Source organism: Nisaea sp., from assembly GCF_040217065.1.
In the GTDB taxonomy this organism is placed as follows: domain Bacteria; phylum Pseudomonadota; class Alphaproteobacteria; order Thalassobaculales; family Thalassobaculaceae; genus Nisaea.
In genome coordinates this window covers 521,428-546,008 of record NZ_JAVJNX010000009.1, presented here as the reverse complement: position 1 = coordinate 546,008, position 24,581 = coordinate 521,428, and the positions used below count along the sequence as shown (strand labels likewise).

The following is a 24,581-nucleotide window of genomic DNA, read 5'->3' as shown; positions in this document are numbered from 1 at the left end:
TTTTACAATGACCGCGCCTGCCGGGAACGGCGATGCGGGCAGCCGGACCGCCGGTCCGCTTTCCCTGATCGCCGATCCGACCTTCCGCAAGCTCTGGCTGATCGGCGTGCTGATGGGCGCGATGCGCTGGCTCGAGATGCTGGCGGTCGGAATCTGGGTCTACGATCTCACGGACTCGCCGGTGCTGGTCGCGCTGATGACCATGCTCCGTCTGCTTCCCATGGCACTTTTCGGGTCGTTCACAGGGGTGATCGCCGACCGTCTCGACCGCAAGCTACTTCTGGTGCTGTCCCTTTCCCTGATGGCGGGGGCGGCCGGTGTTCTGGCACTCTCGGCCTGGGCCGGAACACTGACGATCTGGCAGGTCGGGCTCGGCGCCTTCCTGTCCGGTCTCGGCTGGTCGACGGATCTGCCGGTGCGCCGGACAATCCTCGGTGAATCCGTCGGTCACGATCGGCTCGGCCCGGCGATGTCGATGGACAGCGCCTCCAACAATGCAACCCGGATGGTCGGCCCTATTGCCGGCGGCGGACTTTATGCCGCGATCGGCATGGCCGGCACCTATGCGGTCGCTGCCACGTTCTATTTCGTGGCCGTCGTTCTGGCGCTGCTTGTGGTGTACCGGGTGGCGGACAAGGAGCCGCGCCCGTTCGCGCTGTTCCGGGAAATCGCCGAAGGCTTTGCCTATCTGCGGCGCAGCCGGGCCTTGCTGGGGCATCTCGGAATTACCATCATCGTTAACCTGTTCGCCTTTCCCTATGCCTCCATGGCGCCGGTTGTGGGGCGGGAGACCTTCGAGATCGATCCGGTGCGGATCGGCCTGCTGCTGACGGTCGAAGGGGCTGGGGCCTTTGCCGGTGCCATGCTGATTGCCTTTCTCACGTTCCCGAACCGGTTTCGCCGGGTCTATCTGCTGGGCTCGGTCCTCTTCGTCTGCTGTATCCTGGCCTTCTCTGTGGTCACCAGTTACACGGCGGCCCTGCTGATCCTCGCGGTCGGCGGTTTCGGCATCGCCGGGTTCGCCTCGATGCAGAGCGCAATCATGTTCTCGGAGGCGCCGCCAGAGATCCGGTCCCGGCTGATGGGGATACTCTCGGTCTGCATCGGTGCCGGGCCGCTCGGGATCCTGCATGTCGGCTGGCTTGCCTCGCTGATCGGCGGCTCCCAGGCCCTGACTGTGATCGCGCTCGAGGGGCTCGTGGCGATCGCTGTGCTGGTCTGGCGTGTGCCAGAGCTGCGCCGGTAACCGATCGGGGACCTGCGACACTATGTGTGCAGATTGTTTGGCATTTGCCTTTGCCTTCCGGCGTTCAAATGGCACTTATGGACATATCGTAAGCTCCGAGACGGGGAGATTTGCGGTGGCGTCATGAGCGTGAGGTGCGTTGCGTGCAGAGCTGGATCGATCACTTCCCCGAACTTTCGGGACTTGAGCCGGAACTGAGAGCTACGCTCGATCGGCAGAGCCGGGTCGTTGAGGTGCCGCGGGGCACTGTAATCTTCGGTCCGGGTCAGGCGCCTGATGCCCATCTGATGGTGCTCGAAGGCGTGGTCCGCGTTCACCAGGTGGCGGAGAACGGTCGGGAGATCGTGCTGTACCGGGTACATTCCCACGAGAGTTGCGTGCTGACCACGGCCTGTTTGCTTGCCTATGAGGAATACAGCGCCGAGGGGATCGCGGAGAGTGACGTCTCGGCTGTGGCCGTCCCGAGGACCTGCTTCGAGGAGATGATCGGGCGATCGGAAGTCTTCCGCCGCTTTGTCTTTGCGGCTTATTCGAAACGTCTCACCGACCTTTTCGTCACTATCGAGGAGGTTGCATTCCGCCGCGTCGATCTGCGCCTAGCGCAGAAGCTGCTGGAGCGGCAGGGCGAGGATGGCGATATCCTGTTAACCCATCAGCAGCTTGCGACGGAACTCGGCACCGCACGGGAGGTCGTCTCACGCCAGCTTCAGGAATTCCAGCGCCGGGGCTGGGTCGCGGTGGCGCGCGGCCGGGTTCATGTCGCGGATGCCGCAGCCCTGGAGGCATTCTCCCGTTCCGCCTGAGCGTGTTTCTGTCTGTTGGTGACTAAGTCACCGACCCGGCGCACCGCGGCGCCTAGTCTCCGGTTCTCGCATGTTCCTGACCGGAGAATTCACCATGACCGCGAATGTTGGAAATCTCGATCGCCTGCTTCGTCTGGCGCTCGGTGTCGTATTGATCGTCGCCCCCTTTCTCCTTGATTTGCCGCTCTTCGCCAACGCACTGGTGAAGTTCGGCATGCCGATGGTTGGCCTCGTCTTTGCCGGCACCGCGCTGTTCCGCTTCTGCCCGCTCTACGCGATGTTCGGTTTTAAATCGCATCGCGACTGAGAGTCCCCCCGCCCCGTAAGAGCTGGAGTTACCGATATGCGCATTTCTTCCTTCGCCTTTCTCGCTGCAGTTTTCCTCGCGATAGGCATGCAAACGGCCAAGGCTGATGACGATTACAGAGTTGTCACCGTGCTCACCTCACCCGAACCGCAGACCCAGCTGATGGCTATGGTGCTGACCATGCAGGCCGTTAAAGGCGGCGCGGCCGGACACATCCTGCTTTGCGGACCGGCCGGCGACATTGCTCTGAAAGACGCCCCGGCTTCTGCCACGGCACCGCAGCAGCCCAAAGGCATGAGCCCGAAAAGCCTGATGCAGCAGATCATGACAAAGACCGGCACCCGGGTTGAAGTCTGCGCCATCTACCTGCCGAACAAGGGTGTTGGGCCGGAAGCCCTGATCGAGGGTGTTACCGTCGCCCGTCCGCCGGAGATGGCGGCACGGCTGATGGCGGACGACACGCGCGTACTGAGTTTCTGAGGAGGATGGCGAGATGACCCGTTTCCGTATGTTTGTCGCGGCCCTATGTCTGCTCTGCCTCTCCGTTTCGGCCATGCCGGCTGTGGCTGCCGGGGCACCGAGTGATCCGAAGAAACAGACATCCTGGGGGCTCTATCTGACCGCGCGCGAAGCCTTCGATATGAAGACAGCTGAAGGAGATAAAGTGCTCTTCGTCGATGTGCGTGATCCGGTCGAGATCATGTTCACCGGCTTCACCGACGTGGTGGATGTGAATGTGCCGTTCCTGCTTTCGAACCCTGCGAAATGGAATGACAAAAAATCGGTGTTGTTGATGGAGCGCAATCCTGGTTTTGCAGACGGGATCGAGGCGGCCCTTGTGGCCAGAGGGCTCGAGAAGTCGGCGCCGGTCATCCTCATGTGCCGTTCCGGCGGGACGCGGGGGGCGCCATCTGCCAAATCCCTCGAGGGCCGGGGCTTCAAAGCGGTCTATGTCGTCGTCGATGGTTTTGAGGGGGCACGCTCAAGGGCGATCCGAGAGGCCCCTGGCGGCTCAAGGACGGCTGGAAGAATAGCGGTTTGCCGTGGAGCTACAAACTCGACCGCGAAAAGATTCATCTGCGCGACAACTAGTTCCGGCTTGCGAACCGGTTGCGGACCCTCAATCCTGATCCAGATCAAAGACCGTTGCATTCCTGCTGGTTACCCTTATCGGGAAACTGAAACCATGAAACGCAGGGTGACGGGATGGACGAAACACCGAAAGACTGGAGGCCGCACTTCATCAAATGGGCGATCATGGCGCTCGCGGTTATCGCCATCCTCTCTCTTTCCCGTCTCCTGCCCGGAACCGACACACGAACGACACGGAGCTACACGGACTTTAAGGCGCTGGTTGCTTCGGGACAGGTCGAGAGTGTGCTGTTCCGCGGGGAGCGGATCGAGGGTATGCTGCAGGATGGCTCAACGGGCCCGAACGGCATGCCGGGGACAGGTTTCGTTTCCTACCTGCCGCCGACCGGCGACCCGGCTCTTCTCGATTCCCTGCAGGCTGCAGGCGTCGAGGTTCAATCCCGCCCCGCTGACGAAGGATCCTGGCTCATCAGCCTGTTGCCGTGGCTGCTGATCGTGGGATTCTGGGTCTTCATGTGGTCGCGTATGTCCGGAATGATGCCCGGCGGGCTCGGCGGCCGGGGCGGTCCCGGTGATTTCATGCGTGGCCGGGTGAAATCCGTCAAGAAGGCGGAGACACCGACAATCCGTTTCGCCGATGTTGCCGGGCAGGAGAATGCCAAGGCCGAAGTCTCTGAATTGCTCGAGTTCCTGCGCGACGCGGAGCGCTACCAGCGGCTCGGCGCCGAAGTGCCGCACGGCATCCTGATGCAGGGACCGCCGGGCACGGGCAAGACCATGCTGGCCCGCGCTCTGGCAGGCGAGGCCGGGGTGCCGTTCTTTCATATGTCGGCCTCCGAGTTCATCGAGATGTTTGTCGGGGTTGGTGCCTCGCGGGTCCGCAATCTGTTTGACGAGGCCAAGAAGGCGGCGCCGTCCATCATCTTCATCGACGAGCTCGACAGCGTCGGACGGGTCCGGGGCGCCGGGCTTGGCGGCGGCCATGACGAGCGCGAGCAGACCCTGAACCAGATCCTGGCCGAAATGGACGGCTTCGAGGGGCACGAGGCCGTGGTCGTCCTCGCCGCCACCAACCGGCCGGATGTGCTTGATCCGGCGCTGCTGCGGCCCGGCCGTTTCGATCGGCATGTGACGCTGGAACTGCCGGACCTGAAGGGCCGTGAGGCCATTCTGAAGGTGCATTGCCGCAATGTGCCGGTCGCCGACAATGTCGACCTGCACAGCATCGCCGCCGGGACGCCTGGTTTTTCCGGTGCGGACCTGAAGAACCTGGTGAACGAGGCGGCGATGGCGGCGGCGCGGGAAAGCCTGACGAAAGTGGCGCCGCGGCATTTCGAAGAGATGCGCGACCGTATCATCATGGGCGCGGTGCGGAGCCTGGCCATTCATCCGGACGAGATGCATCGCCTCGCGGTGCACGAGTCCGGCCATACGGCGGTGGCCTATTTCCTGCCGGGCACCGACCCGCTGCACAAGGTGACGATCATTCCGCGCGGCCGTTCTCTTGGCGGCACGCACCAGCTGCCGGAAATCGAACGGCATACTTTGTCGGAAGCCTATCTCAGCGATCGGCTCGCCGTCATTCTCGGTGGCAGGGCAGCGGAAAAGGTCTTTCTCGGATCCGTGAGTTCGGGCGCAGACGAGGATATCCGCATGGCGACGCAGATTGCCCGTTCGATGGTTGGACGCTGGGGCATGTCAGAGGAGGTCGGTCCTGTGGATGTGCGCGAAAGCGATTCCCATCCCTTCCTCGGTCGGGAGATGGCGCAGCCCCGGCATTTCTCGGAAGCAACGGCAGCGCTCGCCGACGGGGCCGTGCGCAAGTATCTCGTCGATGCCGAGGAACGCGCAGTGGCGTTGCTCAAGGAGAATGAACCAAAGGTCGCGCGCCTGATCGCGGATCTGGAAGAACGGGAAACTCTCGATCGCAATGAGATTGCGGTCTCCCTAGGCCCGAAGGAAGTTGCTGGCGGGGCCCTGGACGGATCGACGTCGAAGGAAACAGCGCGGCGCAACGAAACCCACGGCGGATAGGGTGGCATCGTCGATCCGGGCGCCGCTGCGCCGGCGCCATCTTTTCGGCAGCAGGGCGGCGCACAGCCTGTCCGACGATTGGTGTAGGCATGGCAATTGAAAACCCGGACCTGCCGGCCGTGCTGAACCCACACGCCTTGCCACCCGAACAGGTGCTCGAAGGGTTCGGCGTTGACCTCGATACCGGATTGAACGATTCGGAGGTCCTGCAGCGGCGCCAAGGGGCTGGACCGAACCAGCTGCGCCCCGCCAGACGCAAGACCATATGGAGCATCCTTGCGGCGCAGATCCGGAGCGTTGTCGTCTACCTCCTGATTGCAGCGGCAGCGCTTGCTCTCTTCCTTGGCGAATGGGTCGAGGGGGGCGCCATTCTCGCCGTGCTCGCGATCAATTCGGCAATCGGCTTTGTTACCGAACTGCGGGCGGTCCGTTCCATGGAAGCGTTACACCGTCTGGCGAAAGTCCAGGCGACGCTGCGCCGCGAGGGACGCAGCGTTACGGTTCCGGCCGAGGAGATCGTTCCCGGAGACCTCGTCCTTCTGGACGCAGGGGATGTCATTCCGGCGGATCTCAGGCTGGTTGAGAATGCCGGACTGCATCTTGATGAATCGACACTCACCGGAGAGTCCGTGCCGGTCAGCAAGGATGTCGAAGCCGTGCAGTCCGATGCTCCGGTCGCCGACCGTCACTGCATGGCCTTCAAGGGGACCGCCGTTACACGCGGCAACGGGCTTGGTGTCGCTGTTGCAACCGGCATGGCCACGGAGCTTGGTCAGATCGCTGCCCTGGCCGACGAGGCCGAGGCGGAGATGTCTCCGCTGGAGAAGCGCCTGGACCGGTTGGGCGGACAATTGGTCTTCGTTACGCTCGGGCTGACTTTGCTCATTGCCGCAACGGGTCTCTATGCCGGGCATGCGTTGATGCCGATGATCAACACGGCCATCGCCCTGGCAGTTGCGGCTGTTCCCGAGGGGCTTCCGATTGTCGCAACGGTGGCCCTGGCCCGCGGCATGTGGCGCATGGCACGGCGCAATGCGCTGATCAAGAACCTGTCTGCGGTCGAGACGCTGGGTGCAACGACGATCATCCTGACCGACAAGACCGGTACATTGACCGAGAACCGGATGACCGTCGTGCGGCTGCACCTTGACGAGGGGGTGTTCGATGTCTCATCGGGCGTCGACGGTGCCCCGCCGACGATTTGCCAGAGCGGCGAAAGCGCCGATCTGCTTCCGGACTCGCCGATCCATATGGCGTTGCGCATCGGCGTTCTCTGCGGCAATGCCGAGCTTTCGGAAGGCAAGGACGGTACGCCGGGTTTTGGCGATCCGATGGAGACGGCCCTGCTTGTTGCGGGCCGTGCTGCAGAACTCGATCGTGACGCGCTGTTGTCCCAGATGCCGGAAGTGCGGGAGGAGCCGTTCTCGACGGAAACCAGGATGATGGCGACCATCCATGCGACGGGTGACAGCTTCCTGGTCGCGGTGAAAGGCGCGCCGGAGACAGTCCTTGAGCACAGCACACAGGTTTTAACGATGGATGGTCCTGTGGCGTTGAACCAGGCCGGCCGGCAGGCATGGATTCACCGCAACGATGCCATGACCGGCGATGGCTTGCGCGTTCTGGCACTAGCGATGAAGTCCGCCGGGACTGAGGAGGAAGCACCTTACCAGGATCTGACGCTGATCGGGCTTGTCGGCCTGCTTGACCCTCCCCGGGCGGACGTGGCGGATGCAATCGCTGCCTGCCGATCAGCCGGAGTCCGGGTCGCTATGCTGACCGGCGACCATATTGGCACGGCGAAGGCGATTGCCGTCCAGGTCGGTCTCGCCGACGCGGACGCTTCTGCCATGGTGCCGGACGATCTGAAAGGTCTGGGAGATGGCGCGCCGGCTGACCGCGCGCGGCTCCTCGCCACATCGATTTTCGCCCGGGTCAGCCCGAGAAGCAAACTGGAGCTGGTCTCTCTCCATCAGCAGAGCGGGGCCGTTGTGGCGATGACAGGCGACGGGGTTAACGACGCACCGGCTCTCAAGAAGGCGGATATTGGAATTGCCATGGGGCGTCGCGGCACCGATGTCGCCCGCGAGGCGGCCGACATGGTGCTGACGGACGACGCTTTTCCGTCGATCGTGGCGGCGATGCAGCATGGCCGGGTGATCTTCGCCAATATCCGCAAGTTCGTCATTTATCTGATGTCCTGCAATCTGAGCGAGATCCTGGTCATTGGCGTGGCCACACTTGCCGGCTTGCCGCTCCCGCTTCTGCCGTTGCAAATTCTCTATCTCAACCTCGTTACGGACGTGTTTCCCGCCTTCGCGCTCGGGGTCGGTGAAGGCGGGGCCGACGTCATGCGCAGGCCGCCCCGTCACGCGAAGGAACCCATCCTGGACGGCACGCACTGGCTTTCGATCACGCTATTCGCCGCCGCGATCACAACAGCCACGCTCGGCGCCTTCATTTTCGCGCTCGGAAGCCTTGCCTACGCGCCTGAGGACGCCGTGACCGTCGCGTTTTTGACGTTGGCCTTCGCCCAGCTCTGGCATGTCTTCAACATGCGGAATCCGGGCATGGGACTGATCCGGAACGAGGTCACCGCAAATCCCTATGTCTGGGGGGCGCTGTTGCTGTGTATGGCGCTGATCATCGGAGCGGTCCTGCTGCCCGGCCTGTCGTCGGTGATCGGTCTGCAGGCTCCGGGTCTCGAAGGCTGGGTATTGAGTCTTGGCGCCAGCGTGATTCCGGTGATCGCCGGACCGGGAATCAATCTGGTCACGCGATATGTCCGCACTGCCTCGGCTGTTTCCAAGCGTCACCAGAGCGCTGTTTCTTCCGGTCCGAAGGACGTCGCGGGCCACTCATAAGGGCGGGGAACGGAAGGTCCGCGAACTTGACTAGGCGCCGTCAAGGGGGCGGTCGGGGATTTGTTCGCGCTCTGCTGCGATCGACGCCTTCACTCGGTTCCGCCCCTCCTGCTTCGCCTTGTAAAGCGCTTCGTCTGCCTGCCTGATCTGTTCGGATATATCGATGCCGGGACCGGTCGCGTGGGAAACGCCGATGCTGACCGTCAGTCGCGCTGTCCCCGTATCCGGCAAGGCGAAGGTCTGGTCTTCAACGGTACGACGGATACGTTCCGCGACGATTATGGCGCTCTCGAGATCGGTTTCCGGAAGAAGGGCGACAAATTCCTCCCCTCCCGACCTGCAAAAGCAGTCGATTGTTCGCAGATCGTTGCGAACAAGTTCGGCGAAGCTCCGCAGAATGATGTCTCCCGAACTGTGCCCAAAGCGATCATTCAGAGCCTTGAAGTGGTCAATGTCGAAAAACAGGCAGGCCAGGCTCGTGCCGTGTCGGTTGGCGCGTTCACATTCATTTGCGGCAATCTCTAGGAAGCTCCGGCGGTTCAATTGCCCTGTCAGCGGGTCGAGCCTGGCCTGTTCCGACAAATCGTCAAGCAGCTCGATGCGCCAGCTTATATCCCGCAGGATTGCGGCATACACGTAACCGCTGCCGTTGCGAACGCGTACGATACTGGCGCCGAGTTTGATTTCATGGCCGTCGGCGTGGAGTCCAACGACATAGCTTTTTCGGTCTCCCATATATCGGGAATCCTGGTCCGTGTTCAGGAATTCCGCAATATCGGCATCATGTTTTTTGTGAAATCGGTCAGGTATAATTGTATTAAGATGTTTTCCGACAATATCATAAAGTTTTTTTCCAAATAAAATTTCAGCAGATTGATTTAGAAAAATGATACATTTATTTATATCTATGGCAACAATCGCATCACTTGTTTTGTTTATGATGTCTTTGTAGAAATTATCTTCAATCTTCATGAGAAATGTATCGTTCGTGCTGGCGTGGAGGCATGGCCAAATCCTAGGGAAGGTGGCCGGTCCATGGTCACTGAACCGGGTAAATTATCCGTTAATCTGTCGGCAACCGATACATTGCGATCATTTACCTTCGTTTCTTCCGGTGATGGAAACGCTGACGGTGCGCAGGCTGCGAGAAGCAGGACGAAGATGTTCTGGAATGTTATGTGAGGAAATATCATTCGAGACAGAGCGCCCATTCGGTGCGGGAATGTCCAATCTCTATGGGAGAGCAACATGAACAAAGCCATCGTCACCGGACACAGCAAAGGCCTCGGCGCGGGCATCACGGCCGCGCTGCTGGCGGAGGGATTCAACGTGCTCGGTCTCTCGCGCTCGGCCTTGCCCGGCTTCGAGGCGGGGCTGGAGCAGGTCGCGCTCGATCTTGGAGATGCGGACGCGCTTTCTGCCTGGCTGGATGGCGGCGAGCTGGAGAGTTTTCTCGAAGGCGCGGAGAGGGCGCTGCTGATCAACAATGCCGGGATCGTCGAGCCGATTGCGCCGCTTGGCCGGCAGGGAGCGGTGGCGATTGTGCGGGCCGTGACCGTGAATATCAGCGCCGCTCTGGTGTTGGCGGATGCTTTCGCCGCGGCGAGTTCCGGCATCGGCGACCGGCGGCTGGTGCATGTCTCCAGTGGTGCCGGCCGGCACGCCTATACCGGCTGGAGCGTTTATTGCGCAACCAAGGCGGCGCTCGACAACCATGCGAACGGGGTGCGCGAGGACGCGCTGCCGGGATTGAAGGTCGAAAGCCTGGCGCCGGGCGTCATCGATACCGGAATGCAGTCCACCATCCGCGGCACATCGGAAGAGGATTTTGCACTACGCGGCCAGTTCGTCGAGCTGAAGGAGACCGGCGCGCTGGCCGATCCCGATACAGTCGGCGCGAAGATTGTTGCCCATGTCATCGGGACCGGCTTCGGCAAAGAAACACTCACCGATATCCGTCAGGTCTAGGGGCGAGGAGACTATCCCCGCAGCCTTGCATCATATGCCGGCGCCGGAAATTAACGCGATTTCGATGAATTGAAGCATAGGTTCTATTGCGTTTGTGAGAGTGCACCGGTCGCGCAGGGACCCGAGTATCCGTATGTCGGCTTGAGGGCAGCCTGACCAATCATGGCTGCGTGATACCCTGCGTCTTCATATGTTCGCCATCCGCGATGCGTTCATCACTCTGTTGCCCCTGGCATTTTTCCGGGTGCTGCCATTGACCGCCATCTGTCATTCATCTCAGCCTTTGAGGCGGGACATCAGTCACTCGCCCGTGACGGATGGTGATTCGAGCCGGGACGAGAGTCTGCATATCCTCACCCACCATGATGATTACGCGACGCACTCTTCTCGGCGGCTCGGCTGCCGCAGGCGCTCTCGGCCTCGCGGCGCTGATTCGCCCGGCCCGGCCTGTGATGGCGGCAAGCAGCCGGTCCGGGCCGATCGTTCTGGAGCTGTTCACCAGCCAGGGCTGTTCCTCCTGTCCGCCAGCGGATGAACTGCTGGGCGAACTGGCGCAAGAGCCGGATGTGATCGCGCTCGCCTACCATGTCGACTACTGGAACTATATCGGCTGGGAGGACCCGTTTTCCTCCAAGGAAATGAGCGACAGGCAGCGGCGCTATGGCCATGCCATGAAGCTTCGCACGATTTACACCCCGCAACTGGTGATCGACGGCGAGGTGGATCTGGTCGGCTCCCGCCGCTCTCTGGTGCTGCAGGAGCTGGAGCGGCGCCGGGCACAGCGTAGCGGTCCCGGTCTTGCCGTCACGCTCACCCGGGACGGTGCGGATTTCGAGTTGCTGCTGAATGCGGAGCAGGGTGCCGATTATGCCGGCGCCGAGCTTTTCCTTGTCGGCAGCGACGAGCGTCATGTGACCGAAGTCCCGCGCGGAGAGAACCGGGGGCGCACGCTGGAGGATTTCGCCGTGGTCCGGTACTACCGGTCGCTCGGACACTGGGACGGCAAGGCGGGCACGCTACGCATCCCCGGCAACGCCGCCAGCATGCAGACGGACCGGCTTTCAGTGCTCGTGCAGGCGCCGGGACAGGGCCCGATCCATGGCGCTGGCTCGCTGGAGCTTCGTGCTGTCTGATCAGGCCCGCAGGGCGTCTTCGAAGGGAAAGTGCGAGAGCAATTCGATGCCGGTTTCCGTGACCAAAATCTGTTGCTCCAGTTTTACCCCTTCACCGCCACTCTCTTCGCCGATGAAACTCTCGACGCAGAGTGTCATGCCGGGCTCGATCACGCCGTCATAACCGGCGTCCGGGAAATCGGCGCGGTGGTAGAGATAGGGATATTCCCCGGTCATGCCGACGCCATGGGCCGAGAGGTAATAGCGGTTGGCGTGATATCGCTCCGGGATGTTCCAGGCTCGGTCGGCATAGTCCCGGAAGGACATGCCCGGCTCGATGATCCCCATATTGTGGTGCACCTGTTCATGCGCGGTCTTGTAGAGCGTGCGCTGGGTTTCGCTCGGTGCATCCGGGCCGGAATGGAAGGTGCGGGAGAAATCGGCGTAGTAGCCGTGGCAGCCGACCACGTCCGTATCGAGGGCGATCAGCTCGTTCTCCCCGATCACGCGCATCCCGGTTTCCTGGAACCACGGATTGGTGCGCGGCCCGGAATTCAGCAGCCGGGTTTCAATATAATCCGCGTCCTGTGCAATCACGGACTGATGCAGTACGGACCAGAGCGCATTCTCAGTCAGTCCGGGCCGGATTACCGCGCGCAGTTTACCGACACCGGTTTCGGTGGCCCGCAGTGACGCGCGGACGCATTTCATCTCTTCGGGCGATTTGATGCAGCGGGCCATCTCGAGCGGCTCCTGTGCATCGACCAGTCGAAACCCTTCCGCCGCCAGCGCTGCCGCCGCGCCTGCATTCATGCGCTCGACACCGATGGTGGATTTCGCGCCGACCAGCTCCCGGAGAGCCGCTGCCGTTTCCCGGGCCCAGAGTATTTCCCGCTCGGCGATCTTTTCCCCGGCGGCAACGAAACTCGCGGTGATCGCCGGGCGCACGTCGGTGATGGTCTCAAGCCCGTCCGCCAGATGCATGGCGCCGGTGAATTCGTAGAGGATCGCGTCGCGCTCGGTCAGCAGCAGGTAGCGGCCGGTATTGCGGGAGCTGAAGACCTGCATGTTCCGCGCGCCGGTAGCATAGCGGATATTGACCTGATCATGCAGCACACAGGCGGCGATACTGCGCTTTTTCATCTCGGCCCGGACGCGGCCGAGCCTGTAGGCGCGGACCGCTGCGAGATCGATCGGCTCGCCCGCATTGTCGGTATCCAAAAGCGCAAGATTATCCAGATCCGTGCGTTCTGCGTGCCAGTCCAGTTCCATGGTGGATCTCCCGAAATGCTGGGACCAGAATAAGAGAGACGGATCGCACCGGCTTCCCTCACGACGACTTTCCGTTGGTAGTGCTTGTCGCCCGTTCAATAACAACATGACAACGGTCATCCCCGCGCAGGTGGGGACCCAGAAATCGTAGAACTGCGACCTTTATTGCTAGGTTCCCGCTTTTATTCCTAGGTTCCTGCTTTCGCGGGAATGACGACTTAAGAAGAAAGAGCGATCGGGTTTGCCAACCCCTCGACCACTTCCGCCATGGGCTGGTCCGTCAGCAGTTTCGGGTCGACGATCAGTTTCGAGGTTCTGTTTCCGCCGCCGAGGATGATTTCCTTACGGGCCATGACGTCCGCATCAATCCAGAGCGGCAGGTCCGCAGGCAGGCCGAGGGCGGTGACACCGCCGATCTCCTGGCCGGTCAGCTCTTTTGTTTCCTCCGCGCTGGCGAAGGAGACTTTCCGGGCCTCGAGCTTCTTGCGCACCACCTTGTTCACATCCAGCCGATGCGTCGCCAGCACCACGCAGGCGGCATATTTCAGGTCGCCGGTCTTGGAGCGGACCAGAATCGTATTTGCCGAATCTTCCGGCGCCTTGCCATACCGTTCACAGAAGACGGCCGTGTCGGCAAGGTCGGGGTTGCATTCCATCACCTCGAAAGCATGAGGGGAGGCTTCGAGAATTGCGCGGATTTCCGGAAGGGTATCGGACATGGGTAAGGCCCCGGTCAAAGACTAACGACGATCTTGCCGATATGCCCCGCCTGCTTCATGTGGCGGAATGCATCTGCTGCTTTTTCGAGCGGGAATGTGCTGTCGATCACCGGCTTGATGCCATGCAGGTCCATCGTCCGGGCGAGATCGCGCAGCCCTGCCTGGGAGCCGACGACGACGCCCTCCAGCCGCACGTTCGGGCCGATGAGCTGCATCACGTTCAACGGCACTTCCGCGCCACCGACAAAGCCGATCACGCCGATAAAGCCGCCAAAGGCGACGGCCGCGAAGGACTGGGCAAGGGTGCTGCCGGTGGTTTCGACCACGATGTCGACGCCGTGCCCGCCGGTGACTTCCTTCACCGCGGGCCCCCATTCCGGCGTCTCGCGGTAATTGACCACCTGATCGGCGCCGAGCTTCTTCAGCATGGCCGCCTTCTCGGCTGTGGAGGTGAGGGCGACAACTTCAGCGCCCGCTGCCTTGGCGAGCTGCAGGGCGAAAAGGGCGACGCCGCCAGTGCCTTGCACAAGCACCCGGTCTCCGCTTTTCAGGCCGCCCCGCTGGAGGCAGGTCCAGGCGGTCAGGGCGGCGATCGGGAGTGTTGCGGCCTCGGCATCGCTGAGATTTGCCGGAGCCGGGATCACTTCGTCGGCGGGGACCGCGATATATTCCCGGAGCACGCCCGGGAGCGGGCCGCCGAGGGTCTGCTTCGTACGCTGCTGCTGGGTCACCTTGCCGTCGCGCCAGCCCTGGATGTAACAGGGCACAACCCGGTCGCCTTCCTTGAACAGACTGACATCCTCACCCAAAGCGACGACTGTGCCGCAGCAATCGGAGCAGGGCACATAGGGCATCGGCAGGGTCGGCATGTAGGTGCCGCTAAGCACGGCAAGATCGCGGTAATTCAGGCTGACGGCCTTCACCCGGATCAGGATCTCGCCGCGCCTCGGGGTTGGTATCGGTCGTTCCACGAGGCTCAGGCTGTCGATGGAGAAGGCCGAGGCCTCGATCGCTTTCATGGTGCCGGTCTGTTGGGGCATGTCTGTCTCGTTGTCTGGGGCGTGGTCGCGGCTCAGGCGGGCAGCACCTTGCCTGGATTCATGATGCCCTGCGGGTCGAGCGCCTGCTTGATCGCCTGCATGGTGTTGAGGGCCAGCCCGTGCTCGGCTTCCATGTAGCGAATCTTGCCCTGGCCAATGCCGTGCTCGCCGGTACAGGTGCCGTCCATGTCCAGTGCCCGGAATACCATGCGTTCGTTATGGCCCTTGGCGGCGGCAACTTCTTCGGCGTTGTTCGGATCGATGCAATAGCCGACATGGAAATTGCCGTCTCCGACATGGCCGACGATCCCGGCGGTCAGACCGTTCTCGATCAGGTCATTCTGGGCTTCCAGAATGGCTTCCGCCAGACGCGAGATAGGCACGCAGATATCGGTCGCCATCACCTCGCAGTTCGGGCGCATGGACTTGATGGCGTAATGCACATTGTGCCGGGCTTCCCAGAGCTTGTTGCGGTCCTCGGCCTTCTCCGCCCACTGAAAGGCGCTGCCGCCGAATTCGGTGGCGATCCCCTCGACCATTTCGGCCTGTTCCTTCACGCCGGTCTCGCTGCCGTGGAACTCGAAGAACAGGGTCGGCTTTGTCTCGTAGCCTTCCAGCTTGGAGAAGCGGATGCAGGCGCGCATCTGGTCGGCGTTCAAGAGTTCGATCCGGGCCATCGGCACGCCGGACTGGATGGTCAGGATTACCGTGCTGACGGCGCTCTCAAGATCGTCGAACTGGCAGACGGCGGCGGAGACCGCTTCGGGAATGCCATAGAGCTTGAGGGCAACTTCCGTGATCACGCCGAGCGTGCCTTCGGAGCCGACAAACAGCCGTGTCAGGTCGTATCCGGCGGAGGATTTCCGGGCCCGGCGGGCGGTGCGGATAATCTCGCCGCTCGCCGTCACCACGGTCAGGGACAGCACGTTCTCGCGCATGGTGCCGTAGCGCACGGCGTTGGTGCCGGAAGCGCGGGTCGCCGCCATGCCGCCGATGGAGGCATCGGCGCCGGGATCGATCGGGAAGAACAGGCCCTGGTCGCGCAGATGCGTGTTGAGCTGTTTGCGGGTGACGCCGGCCTGCACCAGGCAGTCCAGGTCCTCGGCATTGACTTCGAGGACCGCATTCATGTTCGAGAGATCGATGCAAATGCCCCCGGCGACGGCGCCGATATGGCCTTCCAGCGAGGTGCCGGTACCGAAGGGAATGACCGGAACGCCATGGGCGGCGCAGAGCGTCACCACTTCCGCGACCTCTTCGGTGCTGTTGGCAAAGACAACGCCTTCAGGCGGCAGGGCCGTGTGATAGCTCTCATCCTGACCATGCCGCTCGAGCACGGCGGGCGCTGTCGAGAGCCGGTCCCCGAAGCGGTCTTTCAGGATTTCCAGAACCGGTGCGATCTTTGATGCGCTTTCGCGGGCCTGCATGGTATTTTCTCCCTTGGATTTGCGCCCAGCCTAGAGAGAGGCGGGGCCGCGCTCAATCAATGAATTGGCATGAAGGACAAGCCGCGCAAGAAACGGAGATCCGTCCCGGTGCGGGTATGATATCAGCACGGTCAGTCATGCCCGTTCTGCGGCGGCACTCTTGTCCACGATCTCTAGAGAGCCAGCGGTGACGAAACCAATGTGAACCGAAAAGGCTTGGACCGGAGATGAATGCCAAGGTCAATCTCACCATGGGACCGGTGGAATGGGGTATCCTTATCCTGCTGTCCTCCGTCTGGGGCGGGTCGTTCTTTTTCGTCGAGGTGGCGATCCACGAGGTGCCGCCGCTGACCATGGTGCTGGTCCGGGTCGGGCTGGCGGCCATCGCCATGCAGATCGCCTTGCCGCTGTTCGGTCTGCGCATGCCGACGGACTGGAAAATCCTGCGGGCATTCCTGTTCATGGGGTTGCTGAACAATGCCGTGCCGTTTTCCCTGATCGTCTTCGGCCAGACCCAGATCGCCAGCGGCCTCGCCTCGATCTTCCTCGCCGCCACGCCGATCTTCGGCGTTCTGGTGGCGCATTTCCTGACTGACGATGAACGCATCACGCCGCTGCGTGTCTTCGGCGTGGTGTTCGGTTTCGGCGGTGTTGCACTGATGATCGGCGATGACGTGCTGGAAGGATTTTCCGGCACGCTTATCGGCCAGCTCGCGCTTCTGGGGGCGGCGCTCAGTTACGCCTTTGGCGGTGTTTTCGGACGCCGCTTCAAAGGTATGGGCGTCAAGCCCGCGCAGACAGCGGCGGGGCAGGTGACGGCGTCGAGCATTCTCATGATACCGGCTGTCGTTCTCATCGACCGGCCGTGGGAATTGCCTGCTCCAAGCGGGACAACCATCGCCGCTCTCATCGGTCTGGCCCTGCTCTGCACAGCCTTCGCCTATATTCTCTATTTCGAGCTGCTGAAGCGGGCCGGGGCGATGAACCTGCTGCTGGTCACCTTGCTGGTGCCGGTCAGCGCCATCCTGCTCGGCGTGACGTTCCTCGGCGAGTCCCTGGCGCCAAGCCATTTCGCCGGGATGGGGCTGATCGCGGTCGGGTTGCTGGCCATTGACGGGCGGTTGTTCCGGCCGCGATCCCAGAAGGGTTGAATTTACTTCGGGTTGCTCTCAATAAGTAAGAAACCAAGATCTATTGCGACGGCAGGGATATTGGGTATTCTTGTTCTGTAGCCAAAGATTAATCAACCGCTCCCCAAATACCCTTTTGCAATCTGACCGCCGGCGCCAACCGCATAGAGGGCATCGTCTTTATCTCTTGTCACCATTTTTACTGTCCAAGTACTTGGAATTTTTGTGGCTGTTAAGTATGGAGCGTCAGTATTGCTGATATTGTTTTGATCATCTACAATGTAAAATAGACTCTTGTATTCGAATGCCCAGATTGGTGTTTTTCCGCCTGGTCGCCCTTTCTGATAAGAAGTTCCTCTTTCCCTCATCGGTTTAAGAAACCAAGATCCGTTCAATGGTTTTGGAGCCGTTTCCCAACCGATCAGTCGATTGTCGCTTTGGATCGCGAAGACCTTATCGTCTGACATTGGGCAAAGCGCGTTGACGCTTCGGTCGCCAATATGTCCGAGGTCATAAATCTGTTCGTCTCCGGTGTAAACACCAACATTTCCCTCGGTACCAACAACAAACAAAATACCTTCAAAAAAAGATAATGAAGATAAAGACCAAGATATTGGAATCACCGTATCGTTTAAATTCTCATCAAACCGAATTAGTTTATTGTCATCTCGAACAGCCCACATCGCATTTGCTGTCCAATATGGTGAACTGTTGGGGGTGAACGCTATGGCGTTATATTCTTTGCCGTCATTGATATAAAAATCCCATATGAAAATGGGTGATTGAACTCTTGAGCTATCTGACACAGAGAGGACCTTTCTATCGTTTTCTTTCCGGATTCTCGGAAAGGTGCAGTTGCAGAGATTGTCGTGTGGTATGATTTGCATTAATTGTATTAAATTACAACCAAAAATAGTCAAGCTTGAGTTATCTGATTCTCGAGGAATTCAGATAGAAAATTCTCTATGAAAATGATTTTATTGGCCGCGCGCATCGATAAATGCGGCTTTCTTTGCATCAGAACATTTTTCTGCGGACTGACGTAATATCTGGGTGTGCCCGGAATAATTGTTGTTAGCCGCTTCTCTTTTTCCACTTCACCGGCATTTCCAGCGGACCCCGGAAGGCCCAGCCGCCGAACGGGACATCGCCCGCGAGCGAGAGGTCCGGTAGGCGCTCGAAGATCATCGGCAGAGCGACCTCCGCGATCAGGCAGCGGGAAGCCCAGGCGCCGGCGCAGAAATGCGGTCCCGCGCCGAAGGCGATGGAGGCGGATGTGTCGCGGGTAATGTCGAATTTCTCAGGCGCGTCGAACACGGACTCGTCCCGGTTGCCGGAACCGAACATCAGGAACACCCGGTCCTCCGGCTCGAAGGTCACACCTTTCAGCGTGTACGCTTGCGCAACCCGGCGCGGGGACATGCCGATGGGCGAAATCCAGCGGGCATATTCCTCGAAGGCCTGAAGCCAGGTGGCGCCGCCGGTGCGGATCAGCGAGAGTTGTTCCGGGTGGGTCAGCAGGGTCCAGACCAGGCCTGCGATCACGTCGCGCGGTTCGTTCTGTCCGCCGGAAATGGCCAGCTTGATATTTGCCCGGGCGGATGCTTCGGGCATTCCGGCCTGAATCTGCACGGAGAGCATCGAGCTGTCCGGCGTCTTGCGCAGCAGCGGAAGCATTTCGTCAATGTGGCGATCGATGGAGGCCGTGCAGTCGTGGCAGCGCGCTTCCACGTCCCGGTCGCCGGCATAATTGGCGCAGCCGTCGATCATGCCCTGGCTCACGCGGTCCATTTCCTGCCAGCTCATGTTGGTGAGCCCGGTGATGGATTTCAGCGCCTCGCCGGAGATCCGTTTCGCGATATCCTTCACCATGTCGGCCGCGCCGAGGGGGCGGAGCTCCTCGAGCGCCTTCCCGGTCTGCTTTTCGAACGCGGCCTTCCAGACCGCCTTCACCGTCTTCGGGGAGACCGAGGGAAAGATCGCCTTGCGCTCGGCCATGTGGGCGGCTCCGTCCTTGCGCATCAGATTCTGCCCCATGAGGACGGTCATCAGCCCCTGCGGCTGGTCGGAGGAGAAGATCTCGATCTTCTTCTCGTTCTCGAAGATGTCATCGCGGCGGGTGAGCAGGGTCGCGGCGAGCTGCGGGACATAGGCGATTGGCGCCCCGACGCGCATCCGTTCGAGGTCCGGATAGGGATCCTTCCAGAAGGCTTTCGGATCGATCTCGTAGGCGGGGGCGTTGGACATATGGTCTCTCCGTCGGGCGTCAGGGCACGCGCAGCAGGATGCCGTCGAGCTCCGGCACGGCGACGAGCTGGCAGGAGAGGCGGCTTGTCGAAGTGCGTTCCGGCTCGGCCATGTCGAGCATGTCGTCCTCGTCCGGCGCGATTTCCGGCAGGGAGGCTGGCGCATTTTCGACGATGACGTGGCAGGTCGCGCAGGCGAGGCTGCCGCCGCACTGGCCGACGATGCCATCGATCCCGTTGTCGAGTGCGGCCTGCATCAGGGTCCCGCCGGTCACGACCTCGGCGCTCTGCCGCGAGCCGTCCGCGAGGACCCAGGTGACGCTGATCGTTTCCATCCCAAAACCCTCTTTCTTCCATTTTGTTGTCATGTCAACAGAGCGGTGTTGTTGAGTCAACAAGCTCTCTCTGGGATGCTGGTCAAGAACGGTGCGGTGCGAAAAGGCGACACATGGCGGACGAGATAAAGGACCTACCGGATTCACTCTTCCTCGTTGCCGTGGAGGACATGGCGGGCGGGGAGACGCAGGAGACGCTGAGCTTCAGCCGTTCGCCGACAGTGCTGCTGACTTTTGCGGCCAACCGCTTCACCCGCAGCGCGGCGCGGCATTACCAGGAACGTTTCGGGATTGGAGCGATGGACTGGCGCATGCTGGTCATGCTCACCCGAGAGCCGGGCAGCAGCGTCAGCCATGCCGCGCGTACCATCGGCATCGACAAGGCGGCGGTCAGCCGCTGCCTGAAACGACTCGAGGCGGACGGCCTTGCCGCCCCGGACGATGTCGCGCGGCGGCGTGACTGGTACCTGACGGCGAAAGGCCATGCCCTGCATGCCGAGGTCCTGGCGGTCGCACTGGCGCGTCAACGCAAGCTGCTGGATGGGTTCTCCGAAGAGGATGTCGGCCGTCTGAACCGGTACCTCTCACGTTTCCTCGATAATCTGGACGCGCTGAGCGGGGAAGACCGGGAGGGGTAAGGCTGTTCGCGTGCTCCTGAAGCGTCGTCATCCCGCACCAATCGTGGAATATGGTTCACCAGCGGGGGGAAGAATAATAACCAGTCAGAGATTTGCTCTCGTTTTCGTGTTGTTTCCCAATCTGAAATAAATATTGCGTCTCTGTTTCCAGGTGTAGAACCCGTTGTACCGTCTGCAAGTGGCGCTGAAGAGAAGCCGGCGGTCGATGGCAGGCTCGAGACTGTCGCGCTCAGCCTCGTCGGTTATCTCCGCAATCTCAAGCAGAGCAAGGTGAGCGCGGAGCCGGGTGAGGGCACGGTGCTGACGCTGCGTTTCCAGGAGAGCGACCGGACACTCAGTGTTCTCCAGGGCGACCGGGTGCTCATGCAGGATGCCTGCGATCCGACCAAGTGAGGCCGGCATAGAAAGGGCCGGCGATGAGCCGGCCTTTTTGTTCTTTTCATCATTTGCCGTCATCCCGCACTTGATGCGGGATTTGTGTGGCGAAAGAGTAGCTCTACGATCATCGAGGTCCCGGCTCATTGGCCGGGATACGGGTAAAGATGGAAGCTGCTTACGCCTCGGCGCCGGTCTGGACGTCGATGCCCTTGCTGCTGAAGGCTTCCAGCAGTTCGCCGGTCTCATACATCTCGCGGATGATATCGCAACCGCCGACAAACTCGTTCTTCACGTAGAGCTGCGGAATGGTCGGCCAGTTGGAGAATTCCTTGATGCCCTCGCGCACGGCCGGATCCTCCAGCACGTTGATGCCCTTGAATTTGACACCGACATGGCTGAGCACGCCGACAACGGCAGCGGAGAAACCGCATTGCGGGAACACGGGCGTGCCCTTCATGAACAGGACGACATCATTGCCGTTGATTTCGTCCTGGATTCTCTGGCGGGTGTTTTCGTCAAGCATGGCGTGGTCCTTTCATGGGTCCGTGTGCCGTCGGGTTGGGGAATGAATTCTGTATGGTCAGATCAGACAGGCGTACCGGTTTGCAGGGCGAGAGCGTGCAGCTCGTTGCCCATCCGGCCCTGCAGGGCTGCGTAAACCATCTGGTGCTGCTGGATGCGGGTCTTGCCCTCGAACGCAGAAGACAGAACGTGGCAGGAATAATGATCTCCATCTCCGCGCAGATCCTCGATCGTGATCTGGGCATCGGGAAACGTCTCCTTGATGAGGCGTTCGATCTCTCCGGCTTCCATTGCCATGTGGTCTTGTCCTTGTTGCCCGTTGGGTTTCTTGTCTCGCCGGCCTCAGGATACGGCCATGTAATCCGGCAGCCAATTCTCGAATGTGGACCGTAGCACTGAGACGGATATGGAGTCACCGGTGCCGAGTTTCAATTCACCTGTGCCGGTTGTCGTCCCAATCACGGTGGCCGAAACGCCCGCATCCGCCGCCGCTTTCAGAATGCCGTCCGCGTTTTTGGCGGTGACAACATAGCGCGCCTGATCCTCGCCGAAGGCCCAGGCATGGGTGGGGAGACCGCTCTGCGGCGCAACATCCGCGCCGAGTCCCTTGGCGCCGAGGGCCATCTCCGCAAGGGCGATGGCGAGGCCGCCGTCGGAGACATCGTGGCAGGCAGTCACTTTGCCTGTTTCGATCAGGCCGCGAACGAAATCGCCGTTCTTCTTTTCCAGCGCGAGATCGACCGGCGGCGGAGCACCGTCCTCGCGGCCCTCGACTTCACGGAGATAGATGGATTGGCCGAGCCAGCCCGTGGTCTCGCCGATGACGATGATCGCCTCGTCCGTTGCCTTGAAAGCGACGGTGCCGCGCTTCTCGATATCGGCGATGACGCCGACGCCGCCGATCACCGGGGTCGGCAGGATCGCCGCGCCTTCGGTCTCGTTGTAGAGCGAGACATTGCCGGAGACGACCGGGTAGTCGAGCGCGTTGCAGGCCGCCCGCATGCCGTTGATGGCACCGACGAACTGTCCCATGATCTGCGGTTTCTGCGGGTTGCCGAAGTTCATGTTGTTGGTGATAGCAAGCGGCCTGGCGCCGGTTGCGGTGATGTTCCGCCAGGTCTCGGCGACGGCCTGCGCACCGCCGGTTTCAGGATCGGCTTTCACATAGCGCGGCGTGCAATCGACGGTGAGGGCGAGGCCCTTCTTGCTGTCGCGCACACGCACCATGGCGGCGTCGCCGCCGGGGCGGATCGCAGTATCGCCCATGATCAGGTGATCGTACTGTTCCCAGACCCAGCGCCGGCTGCAGAGATCCGGGGTGCCGATCAGTTTTTTCAGGGCGCCGGTCAGGCTGGCGGGCGCCGGGACTGTTGAGGCGACCACGACTGCGGAAGCCGGTGTCGGCTCCCACGGGCGGTCATATTCGGGGGACTCGTCGACCATCGGCGCGATCGGAATATCGCCGACCAGCTCGTCACCCATCTTCAGGACCAGGTGGCCCGTGGTGGTCAGGGTGCCGATGACGGCGAAGTCCAGCTCCCATTTGTCGAAGATCGCCCGGGCCTCGGCTTCCGATGCCGCATCCGGCTTCAGGATGATCAGCATGCGCTCCTGGCTTTCGGAGAGCATCAGCTCGTACGGCGTCATGTTCTCTTCGCGGGCCGGAACCTTGGCCAGGTCCATCTCGATGCCGAGACCCCCCTTGCCCGCCATTTCGACGGCGGAGGAGGTAAGGCCGGCGGCGCCCATGTCCTGGATGGCGATGATGGTGTCCGTCGCCATCAGCTCCAGGCATGCTTCCAGCAGCAGCTTTTCAGTGAACGGATCGCCGACCTGCACGGTCGGGCGCTTTTCTTCGGAATCCTCGTTGAACTCGGTCGAGGACATGGTCGCGCCGTGAATGCCGTCGCGGCCGGTCTTGGCGCCGACATAGATCACCGGGTTTCCGGCACCGGCGGCGGCGGAATAGAAAATCCGGTCTGCCGGGGCGAGCCCGACGGTCATCGCGTTAACGAGGATGTTGCCGTTATAGGCCGGGTGGAAGTTCACTTCGCCCGCGACCGTCGGAATACCCATGCAGTTGCCGTAACCGGCGATGCCGGCGACCACGCCGCCGACCAGATGCCGGGTCTTCGGATGATCCGGGCTGCCGAAACGCAGCGCGTTCAGGTTGGCGATCGGCCGCGCGCCCATGGTGAAGACATCGCGCAGGATACCGCCGACACCGGTCGCCGCGCCCTGATAGGGCTCGATGAAGCTCGGGTGATTGTGGCTCTCGATCTTGAAGACAGCGGCCTCGCCGTCGCCGATATCGATCACGCCGGCATTCTCGCCCGGACCCTGGATGACATGCGGCGCTTCCGTCGGCAGCGTCTTCAGCCATTTCTTCGAGCTTTTGTAGGAGCAATGCTCGGAATACATGGCGGAGAACACGCCGAGTTCCGTCATGTTCGGTTCGCGGCCGAGGATCTTCAGGATGCTGGCATATTCGTCTTCGGAAAGGCCGTGTTCGGCGACGATTTCCGGGGTGATCGCCGTATTGGAAATGCTCACGAGAGGGCCCTCACCAGTCCGTCGAAGAGGCCGCGCCCGTCGGTGTTGCCGACGGCGGGGTCGATGGCGTTTTCCGGGTGCGGCATGAAGCCGAGCACCGTCTTGTCTTTGTTAAATACACCGGCGATGTTGCGGGCGGAGCCGTTCGGGTTACCAGCTGCGCTGGTCTCGCCAGTCTCGTCGACATAGCGGAACGCGACCTGACCGTTCTGTTCGATCCGGTCCAGCGTCTCACTGTCGGCGAAATAGTTGCCGTCATTGTGGGCAACCGGGATTGACAATACCTGACCGTCTTCGTAGCCGCCGGTGAAGAGCGACCGGCTGGTCTCGACCCGGAGGCCGACATTGCGGCAGATGAATTTCAGGCCGGCATTGCGCATCAGCACACCCGGCAGCAGGCCTGTTTCGGTCAGCACCTGGAAGCCGTTGCACACGCCCATCACCGGTGTGCCCTTCGCGGCCTTTTCCTTCAGGCTGCGCAGCACCGGGGAATGGGCCGCCATGGCACCGGCGCGCAGATAGTCGCCGAACGAGAACCCGCCGGGGACCACGATCAGGTCCACATCGGGGATTTCACTGTCTTTGTGCCACACCATGAACGGCGCCGTGCCGCTCGCTTTTTCAAGCGCGATCGCCATGTCGCGCTCTCTGTTCGTGCCTGGGAAGACGATGATCGCTGATTTCAACGCGGGGGGCCTCTTATTTGGGGCTGGATCGGCGCGGCGGAAAGTACGGGAGGCCGGGCGGAAGTGCAAGCCGGGACACCTGATCGGCGGAGTATTTTGAATCATTCGCAGCGCGTCACTGCGCAGGAATCACTGCCGCCTCTGTCGTCCGGTGTTCCGTGTAAAAAGTTGATTTCCGCCGAACCTGAATAATAGAGTGTGATGGACCG

At 61.4% G+C, this 24,581-nt stretch carries 23 protein-coding genes; 11 read left to right on the top strand and 12 right to left on the bottom strand.

Annotated features, from left to right (window positions below; translation table 11 throughout):
• Positions 1 to 7: 7 nt before the first annotated feature.
• The 6 genes from RH950_RS14915 to RH950_RS14890 all read left to right on the top strand — a co-directional run bounded on the left by RH950_RS14915 (position 8) and on the right by RH950_RS14890 (position 8,346).
• Positions 8 to 1,246 (top strand): MFS transporter, encoded by a 1,239-nt coding sequence (locus RH950_RS14915; RefSeq protein ID WP_350058111.1) that lies wholly within the window; start codon positions 8 to 10, stop codon positions 1,244 to 1,246.
• 143 nt (positions 1,247 to 1,389) lie between these two features.
• On the top strand, positions 1,390 to 2,049 hold the full coding sequence (locus tag RH950_RS14910; RefSeq protein ID WP_350058110.1) for a Crp/Fnr family transcriptional regulator: 660 nt from the start codon (positions 1,390 to 1,392) through the stop codon (positions 2,047 to 2,049).
• A gap of 94 nt (positions 2,050 to 2,143) precedes the next feature.
• Positions 2,144 to 2,356, top strand: a complete 213-nt coding sequence (locus tag RH950_RS14905; RefSeq protein ID WP_350058108.1) for a YgaP family membrane protein — start codon at positions 2,144 to 2,146, stop codon at positions 2,354 to 2,356.
• Between the two features lie 36 nt (positions 2,357 to 2,392).
• Complete coding sequence (locus RH950_RS14900; RefSeq protein ID WP_350058106.1) at positions 2,393 to 2,836, top strand: DsrE family protein; 444 nt, start codon at positions 2,393 to 2,395, stop codon at positions 2,834 to 2,836.
• A 726-nt stretch (positions 2,837 to 3,562) separates the two neighbouring features.
• A complete protein-coding gene (gene ftsH / locus RH950_RS14895) occupies positions 3,563 to 5,482 on the top strand; it encodes an ATP-dependent zinc metalloprotease FtsH (RefSeq protein WP_350058104.1) in 1,920 nt (639 codons plus the stop codon).
• An 89-nt stretch (positions 5,483 to 5,571) separates the two neighbouring features.
• Positions 5,572 to 8,346 carry a cation-translocating P-type ATPase gene (locus RH950_RS14890; RefSeq protein ID WP_350058102.1) on the top strand — a complete coding sequence of 925 codons (2,775 nt, stop codon included), beginning with the start codon at positions 5,572 to 5,574 and terminating at the stop codon, positions 8,344 to 8,346.
• Between the two features lie 30 nt (positions 8,347 to 8,376).
• Here RH950_RS14890 and RH950_RS14885 read toward each other — a convergent pair whose 3' ends face one another.
• The gene (locus RH950_RS14885; RefSeq protein ID WP_350058100.1) at positions 8,377 to 9,318 is read right to left on the bottom strand and encodes a sensor domain-containing diguanylate cyclase; all 942 of its coding nucleotides are present in this window, start codon (positions 9,316 to 9,318) and stop codon (positions 8,377 to 8,379) included.
• 276 nt (positions 9,319 to 9,594) lie between these two features.
• On the opposite strand from RH950_RS14885, the gene RH950_RS14880 reads away from it, so the two are divergent.
• Positions 9,595 to 10,314 (top strand): SDR family NAD(P)-dependent oxidoreductase, encoded by a 720-nt coding sequence (locus tag RH950_RS14880; protein WP_350058098.1) that lies wholly within the window; start codon positions 9,595 to 9,597, stop codon positions 10,312 to 10,314.
• Between the two features lie 362 nt (positions 10,315 to 10,676).
• Positions 10,677 to 11,447 (top strand): DUF1223 domain-containing protein, encoded by a 771-nt coding sequence (locus tag RH950_RS14875; RefSeq protein WP_350058096.1) that lies wholly within the window; start codon positions 10,677 to 10,679, stop codon positions 11,445 to 11,447.
• Here the strand turns inward: RH950_RS14875 and RH950_RS14870 are convergent, their stop codons facing one another.
• The 4 genes from RH950_RS14870 to RH950_RS14855 form a co-directional block, all read right to left on the bottom strand.
• A complete protein-coding gene (locus RH950_RS14870; protein WP_350058094.1) occupies positions 11,448 to 12,698 on the bottom strand; it encodes a M24 family metallopeptidase in 1,251 nt (416 codons plus the stop codon).
• 218 nt (positions 12,699 to 12,916) lie between these two features.
• Positions 12,917 to 13,417: a YbaK/EbsC family protein gene (locus RH950_RS14865; RefSeq protein WP_350058092.1), complete on the bottom strand. Its 501-nt coding sequence runs from the start codon at positions 13,415 to 13,417 to the stop codon at positions 12,917 to 12,919.
• Between the two features lie 14 nt (positions 13,418 to 13,431).
• Positions 13,432 to 14,457: a zinc-dependent alcohol dehydrogenase family protein gene (locus RH950_RS14860; RefSeq protein ID WP_350058090.1), complete on the bottom strand. Its 1,026-nt coding sequence runs from the start codon at positions 14,455 to 14,457 to the stop codon at positions 13,432 to 13,434.
• 32 nt (positions 14,458 to 14,489) lie between these two features.
• Positions 14,490 to 15,884, bottom strand: a complete 1,395-nt coding sequence (locus RH950_RS14855) for an FAD-binding oxidoreductase (RefSeq protein ID WP_350058088.1) — start codon at positions 15,882 to 15,884, stop codon at positions 14,490 to 14,492.
• A 227-nt stretch (positions 15,885 to 16,111) separates the two neighbouring features.
• Between RH950_RS14855 and RH950_RS14850 the strand changes: the two genes are divergently transcribed.
• Positions 16,112 to 17,035 carry a DMT family transporter gene (locus RH950_RS14850; RefSeq protein WP_350058086.1) on the top strand — a complete coding sequence of 308 codons (924 nt, stop codon included), beginning with the start codon at positions 16,112 to 16,114 and terminating at the stop codon, positions 17,033 to 17,035.
• 92 nt (positions 17,036 to 17,127) lie between these two features.
• On the opposite strand, the gene RH950_RS14845 is transcribed toward RH950_RS14850, so the two are convergent.
• The 3 genes from RH950_RS14845 to RH950_RS14835 form a co-directional block, all read right to left on the bottom strand.
• Entirely contained in the window at positions 17,128 to 17,820 is a 693-nt protein-coding gene (locus tag RH950_RS14845; protein WP_350058084.1) for a hypothetical protein, read from the bottom strand.
• 268 nt (positions 17,821 to 18,088) lie between these two features.
• Positions 18,089 to 19,261, bottom strand: coding sequence for a cytochrome P450 (locus RH950_RS14840; protein WP_350058082.1), 1,173 nt, complete (start codon positions 19,259 to 19,261; stop codon positions 18,089 to 18,091).
• Between the two features lie 19 nt (positions 19,262 to 19,280).
• Positions 19,281 to 19,595 (bottom strand): 2Fe-2S iron-sulfur cluster-binding protein, encoded by a 315-nt coding sequence (locus RH950_RS14835; RefSeq protein WP_350058080.1) that lies wholly within the window; start codon positions 19,593 to 19,595, stop codon positions 19,281 to 19,283.
• Between the two features lie 113 nt (positions 19,596 to 19,708).
• Here RH950_RS14835 and RH950_RS14830 point away from each other — a divergent pair, with 113 nt between their 5' ends.
• Both RH950_RS14830 and RH950_RS14825 read left to right on the top strand, forming a co-directional pair.
• Entirely contained in the window at positions 19,709 to 20,233 is a 525-nt protein-coding gene (locus RH950_RS14830; RefSeq protein WP_350058078.1) for a MarR family winged helix-turn-helix transcriptional regulator, read from the top strand.
• 270 nt (positions 20,234 to 20,503) lie between these two features.
• Positions 20,504 to 20,626: a hypothetical protein gene (locus RH950_RS14825; protein WP_350058076.1), complete on the top strand. Its 123-nt coding sequence runs from the start codon at positions 20,504 to 20,506 to the stop codon at positions 20,624 to 20,626.
• Positions 20,627 to 20,786: 160 nt separating this feature from the next.
• On the opposite strand, the gene grxD is transcribed toward RH950_RS14825, so the two are convergent.
• From grxD to purQ, 4 genes are all read right to left on the bottom strand, one after another.
• On the bottom strand, positions 20,787 to 21,134 hold the full coding sequence (gene grxD / locus RH950_RS14820; RefSeq protein ID WP_350058074.1) for a Grx4 family monothiol glutaredoxin: 348 nt from the start codon (positions 21,132 to 21,134) through the stop codon (positions 20,787 to 20,789).
• Positions 21,135 to 21,196: 62 nt separating this feature from the next.
• Complete coding sequence (locus RH950_RS14815; RefSeq protein ID WP_350058072.1) at positions 21,197 to 21,430, bottom strand: BolA family protein; 234 nt, start codon at positions 21,428 to 21,430, stop codon at positions 21,197 to 21,199.
• Between the two features lie 45 nt (positions 21,431 to 21,475).
• On the bottom strand, positions 21,476 to 23,686 hold the full coding sequence (gene purL, locus RH950_RS14810) for a phosphoribosylformylglycinamidine synthase subunit PurL (RefSeq protein ID WP_350058070.1): 2,211 nt from the start codon (positions 23,684 to 23,686) through the stop codon (positions 21,476 to 21,478).
• On the bottom strand, positions 23,683 to 24,372 hold the full coding sequence (gene purQ, locus RH950_RS14805; RefSeq protein ID WP_350058068.1) for a phosphoribosylformylglycinamidine synthase subunit PurQ: 690 nt from the start codon (positions 24,370 to 24,372) through the stop codon (positions 23,683 to 23,685). Before purQ ends, purL begins: the two co-directional genes overlap by 4 nt.
• Positions 24,373 to 24,581 lie beyond the last annotated feature (209 nt).

What these genes read in the sequence shown, in the direction of transcription:
- RH950_RS14915 (WP_350058111.1), top strand. Translation starts at nt 8, where the DNA reads ATGACCGCGCCTGCCGGGAACGGCGATGCGGGCAGCCGGACCGCCGGT.
- RH950_RS14905 (WP_350058108.1), top strand. Translation starts at nt 2,144, where the DNA reads ATGACCGCGAATGTTGGAAATCTCGATCGCCTGCTTCGTCTGGCGCTC.
- RH950_RS14900 (WP_350058106.1), top strand. Translation starts at nt 2,393, where the DNA reads ATGCGCATTTCTTCCTTCGCCTTTCTCGCTGCAGTTTTCCTCGCGATA.
- ftsH (WP_350058104.1), top strand. Translation starts at nt 3,563, where the DNA reads ATGGACGAAACACCGAAAGACTGGAGGCCGCACTTCATCAAATGGGCG.
- RH950_RS14890 (WP_350058102.1), top strand. Translation starts at nt 5,572, where the DNA reads ATGGCAATTGAAAACCCGGACCTGCCGGCCGTGCTGAACCCACACGCC.
- RH950_RS14885 (WP_350058100.1), bottom strand. Translation starts at nt 9,318, where the DNA reads ATGAAGATTGAAGATAATTTCTACAAAGACATCATAAACAAAACAAGT.
- RH950_RS14880 (WP_350058098.1), top strand. Translation starts at nt 9,595, where the DNA reads ATGAACAAAGCCATCGTCACCGGACACAGCAAAGGCCTCGGCGCGGGC.
- RH950_RS14875 (WP_350058096.1), top strand. Translation starts at nt 10,677, where the DNA reads ATGATGATTACGCGACGCACTCTTCTCGGCGGCTCGGCTGCCGCAGGC.
- RH950_RS14870 (WP_350058094.1), bottom strand. Translation starts at nt 12,698, where the DNA reads ATGGAACTGGACTGGCACGCAGAACGCACGGATCTGGATAATCTTGCG.
- RH950_RS14865 (WP_350058092.1), bottom strand. Translation starts at nt 13,417, where the DNA reads ATGTCCGATACCCTTCCGGAAATCCGCGCAATTCTCGAAGCCTCCCCT.
- RH950_RS14860 (WP_350058090.1), bottom strand. Translation starts at nt 14,457, where the DNA reads ATGCCCCAACAGACCGGCACCATGAAAGCGATCGAGGCCTCGGCCTTC.
- RH950_RS14855 (WP_350058088.1), bottom strand. Translation starts at nt 15,884, where the DNA reads ATGCAGGCCCGCGAAAGCGCATCAAAGATCGCACCGGTTCTGGAAATC.
- RH950_RS14850 (WP_350058086.1), top strand. Translation starts at nt 16,112, where the DNA reads ATGAATGCCAAGGTCAATCTCACCATGGGACCGGTGGAATGGGGTATC.
- RH950_RS14840 (WP_350058082.1), bottom strand. Translation starts at nt 19,261, where the DNA reads ATGTCCAACGCCCCCGCCTACGAGATCGATCCGAAAGCCTTCTGGAAG.
- RH950_RS14835 (WP_350058080.1), bottom strand. Translation starts at nt 19,595, where the DNA reads ATGGAAACGATCAGCGTCACCTGGGTCCTCGCGGACGGCTCGCGGCAG.
- RH950_RS14830 (WP_350058078.1), top strand. Translation starts at nt 19,709, where the DNA reads ATGGCGGACGAGATAAAGGACCTACCGGATTCACTCTTCCTCGTTGCC.
- grxD (WP_350058074.1), bottom strand. Translation starts at nt 21,134, where the DNA reads ATGCTTGACGAAAACACCCGCCAGAGAATCCAGGACGAAATCAACGGC.
- RH950_RS14815 (WP_350058072.1), bottom strand. Translation starts at nt 21,430, where the DNA reads ATGGCAATGGAAGCCGGAGAGATCGAACGCCTCATCAAGGAGACGTTT.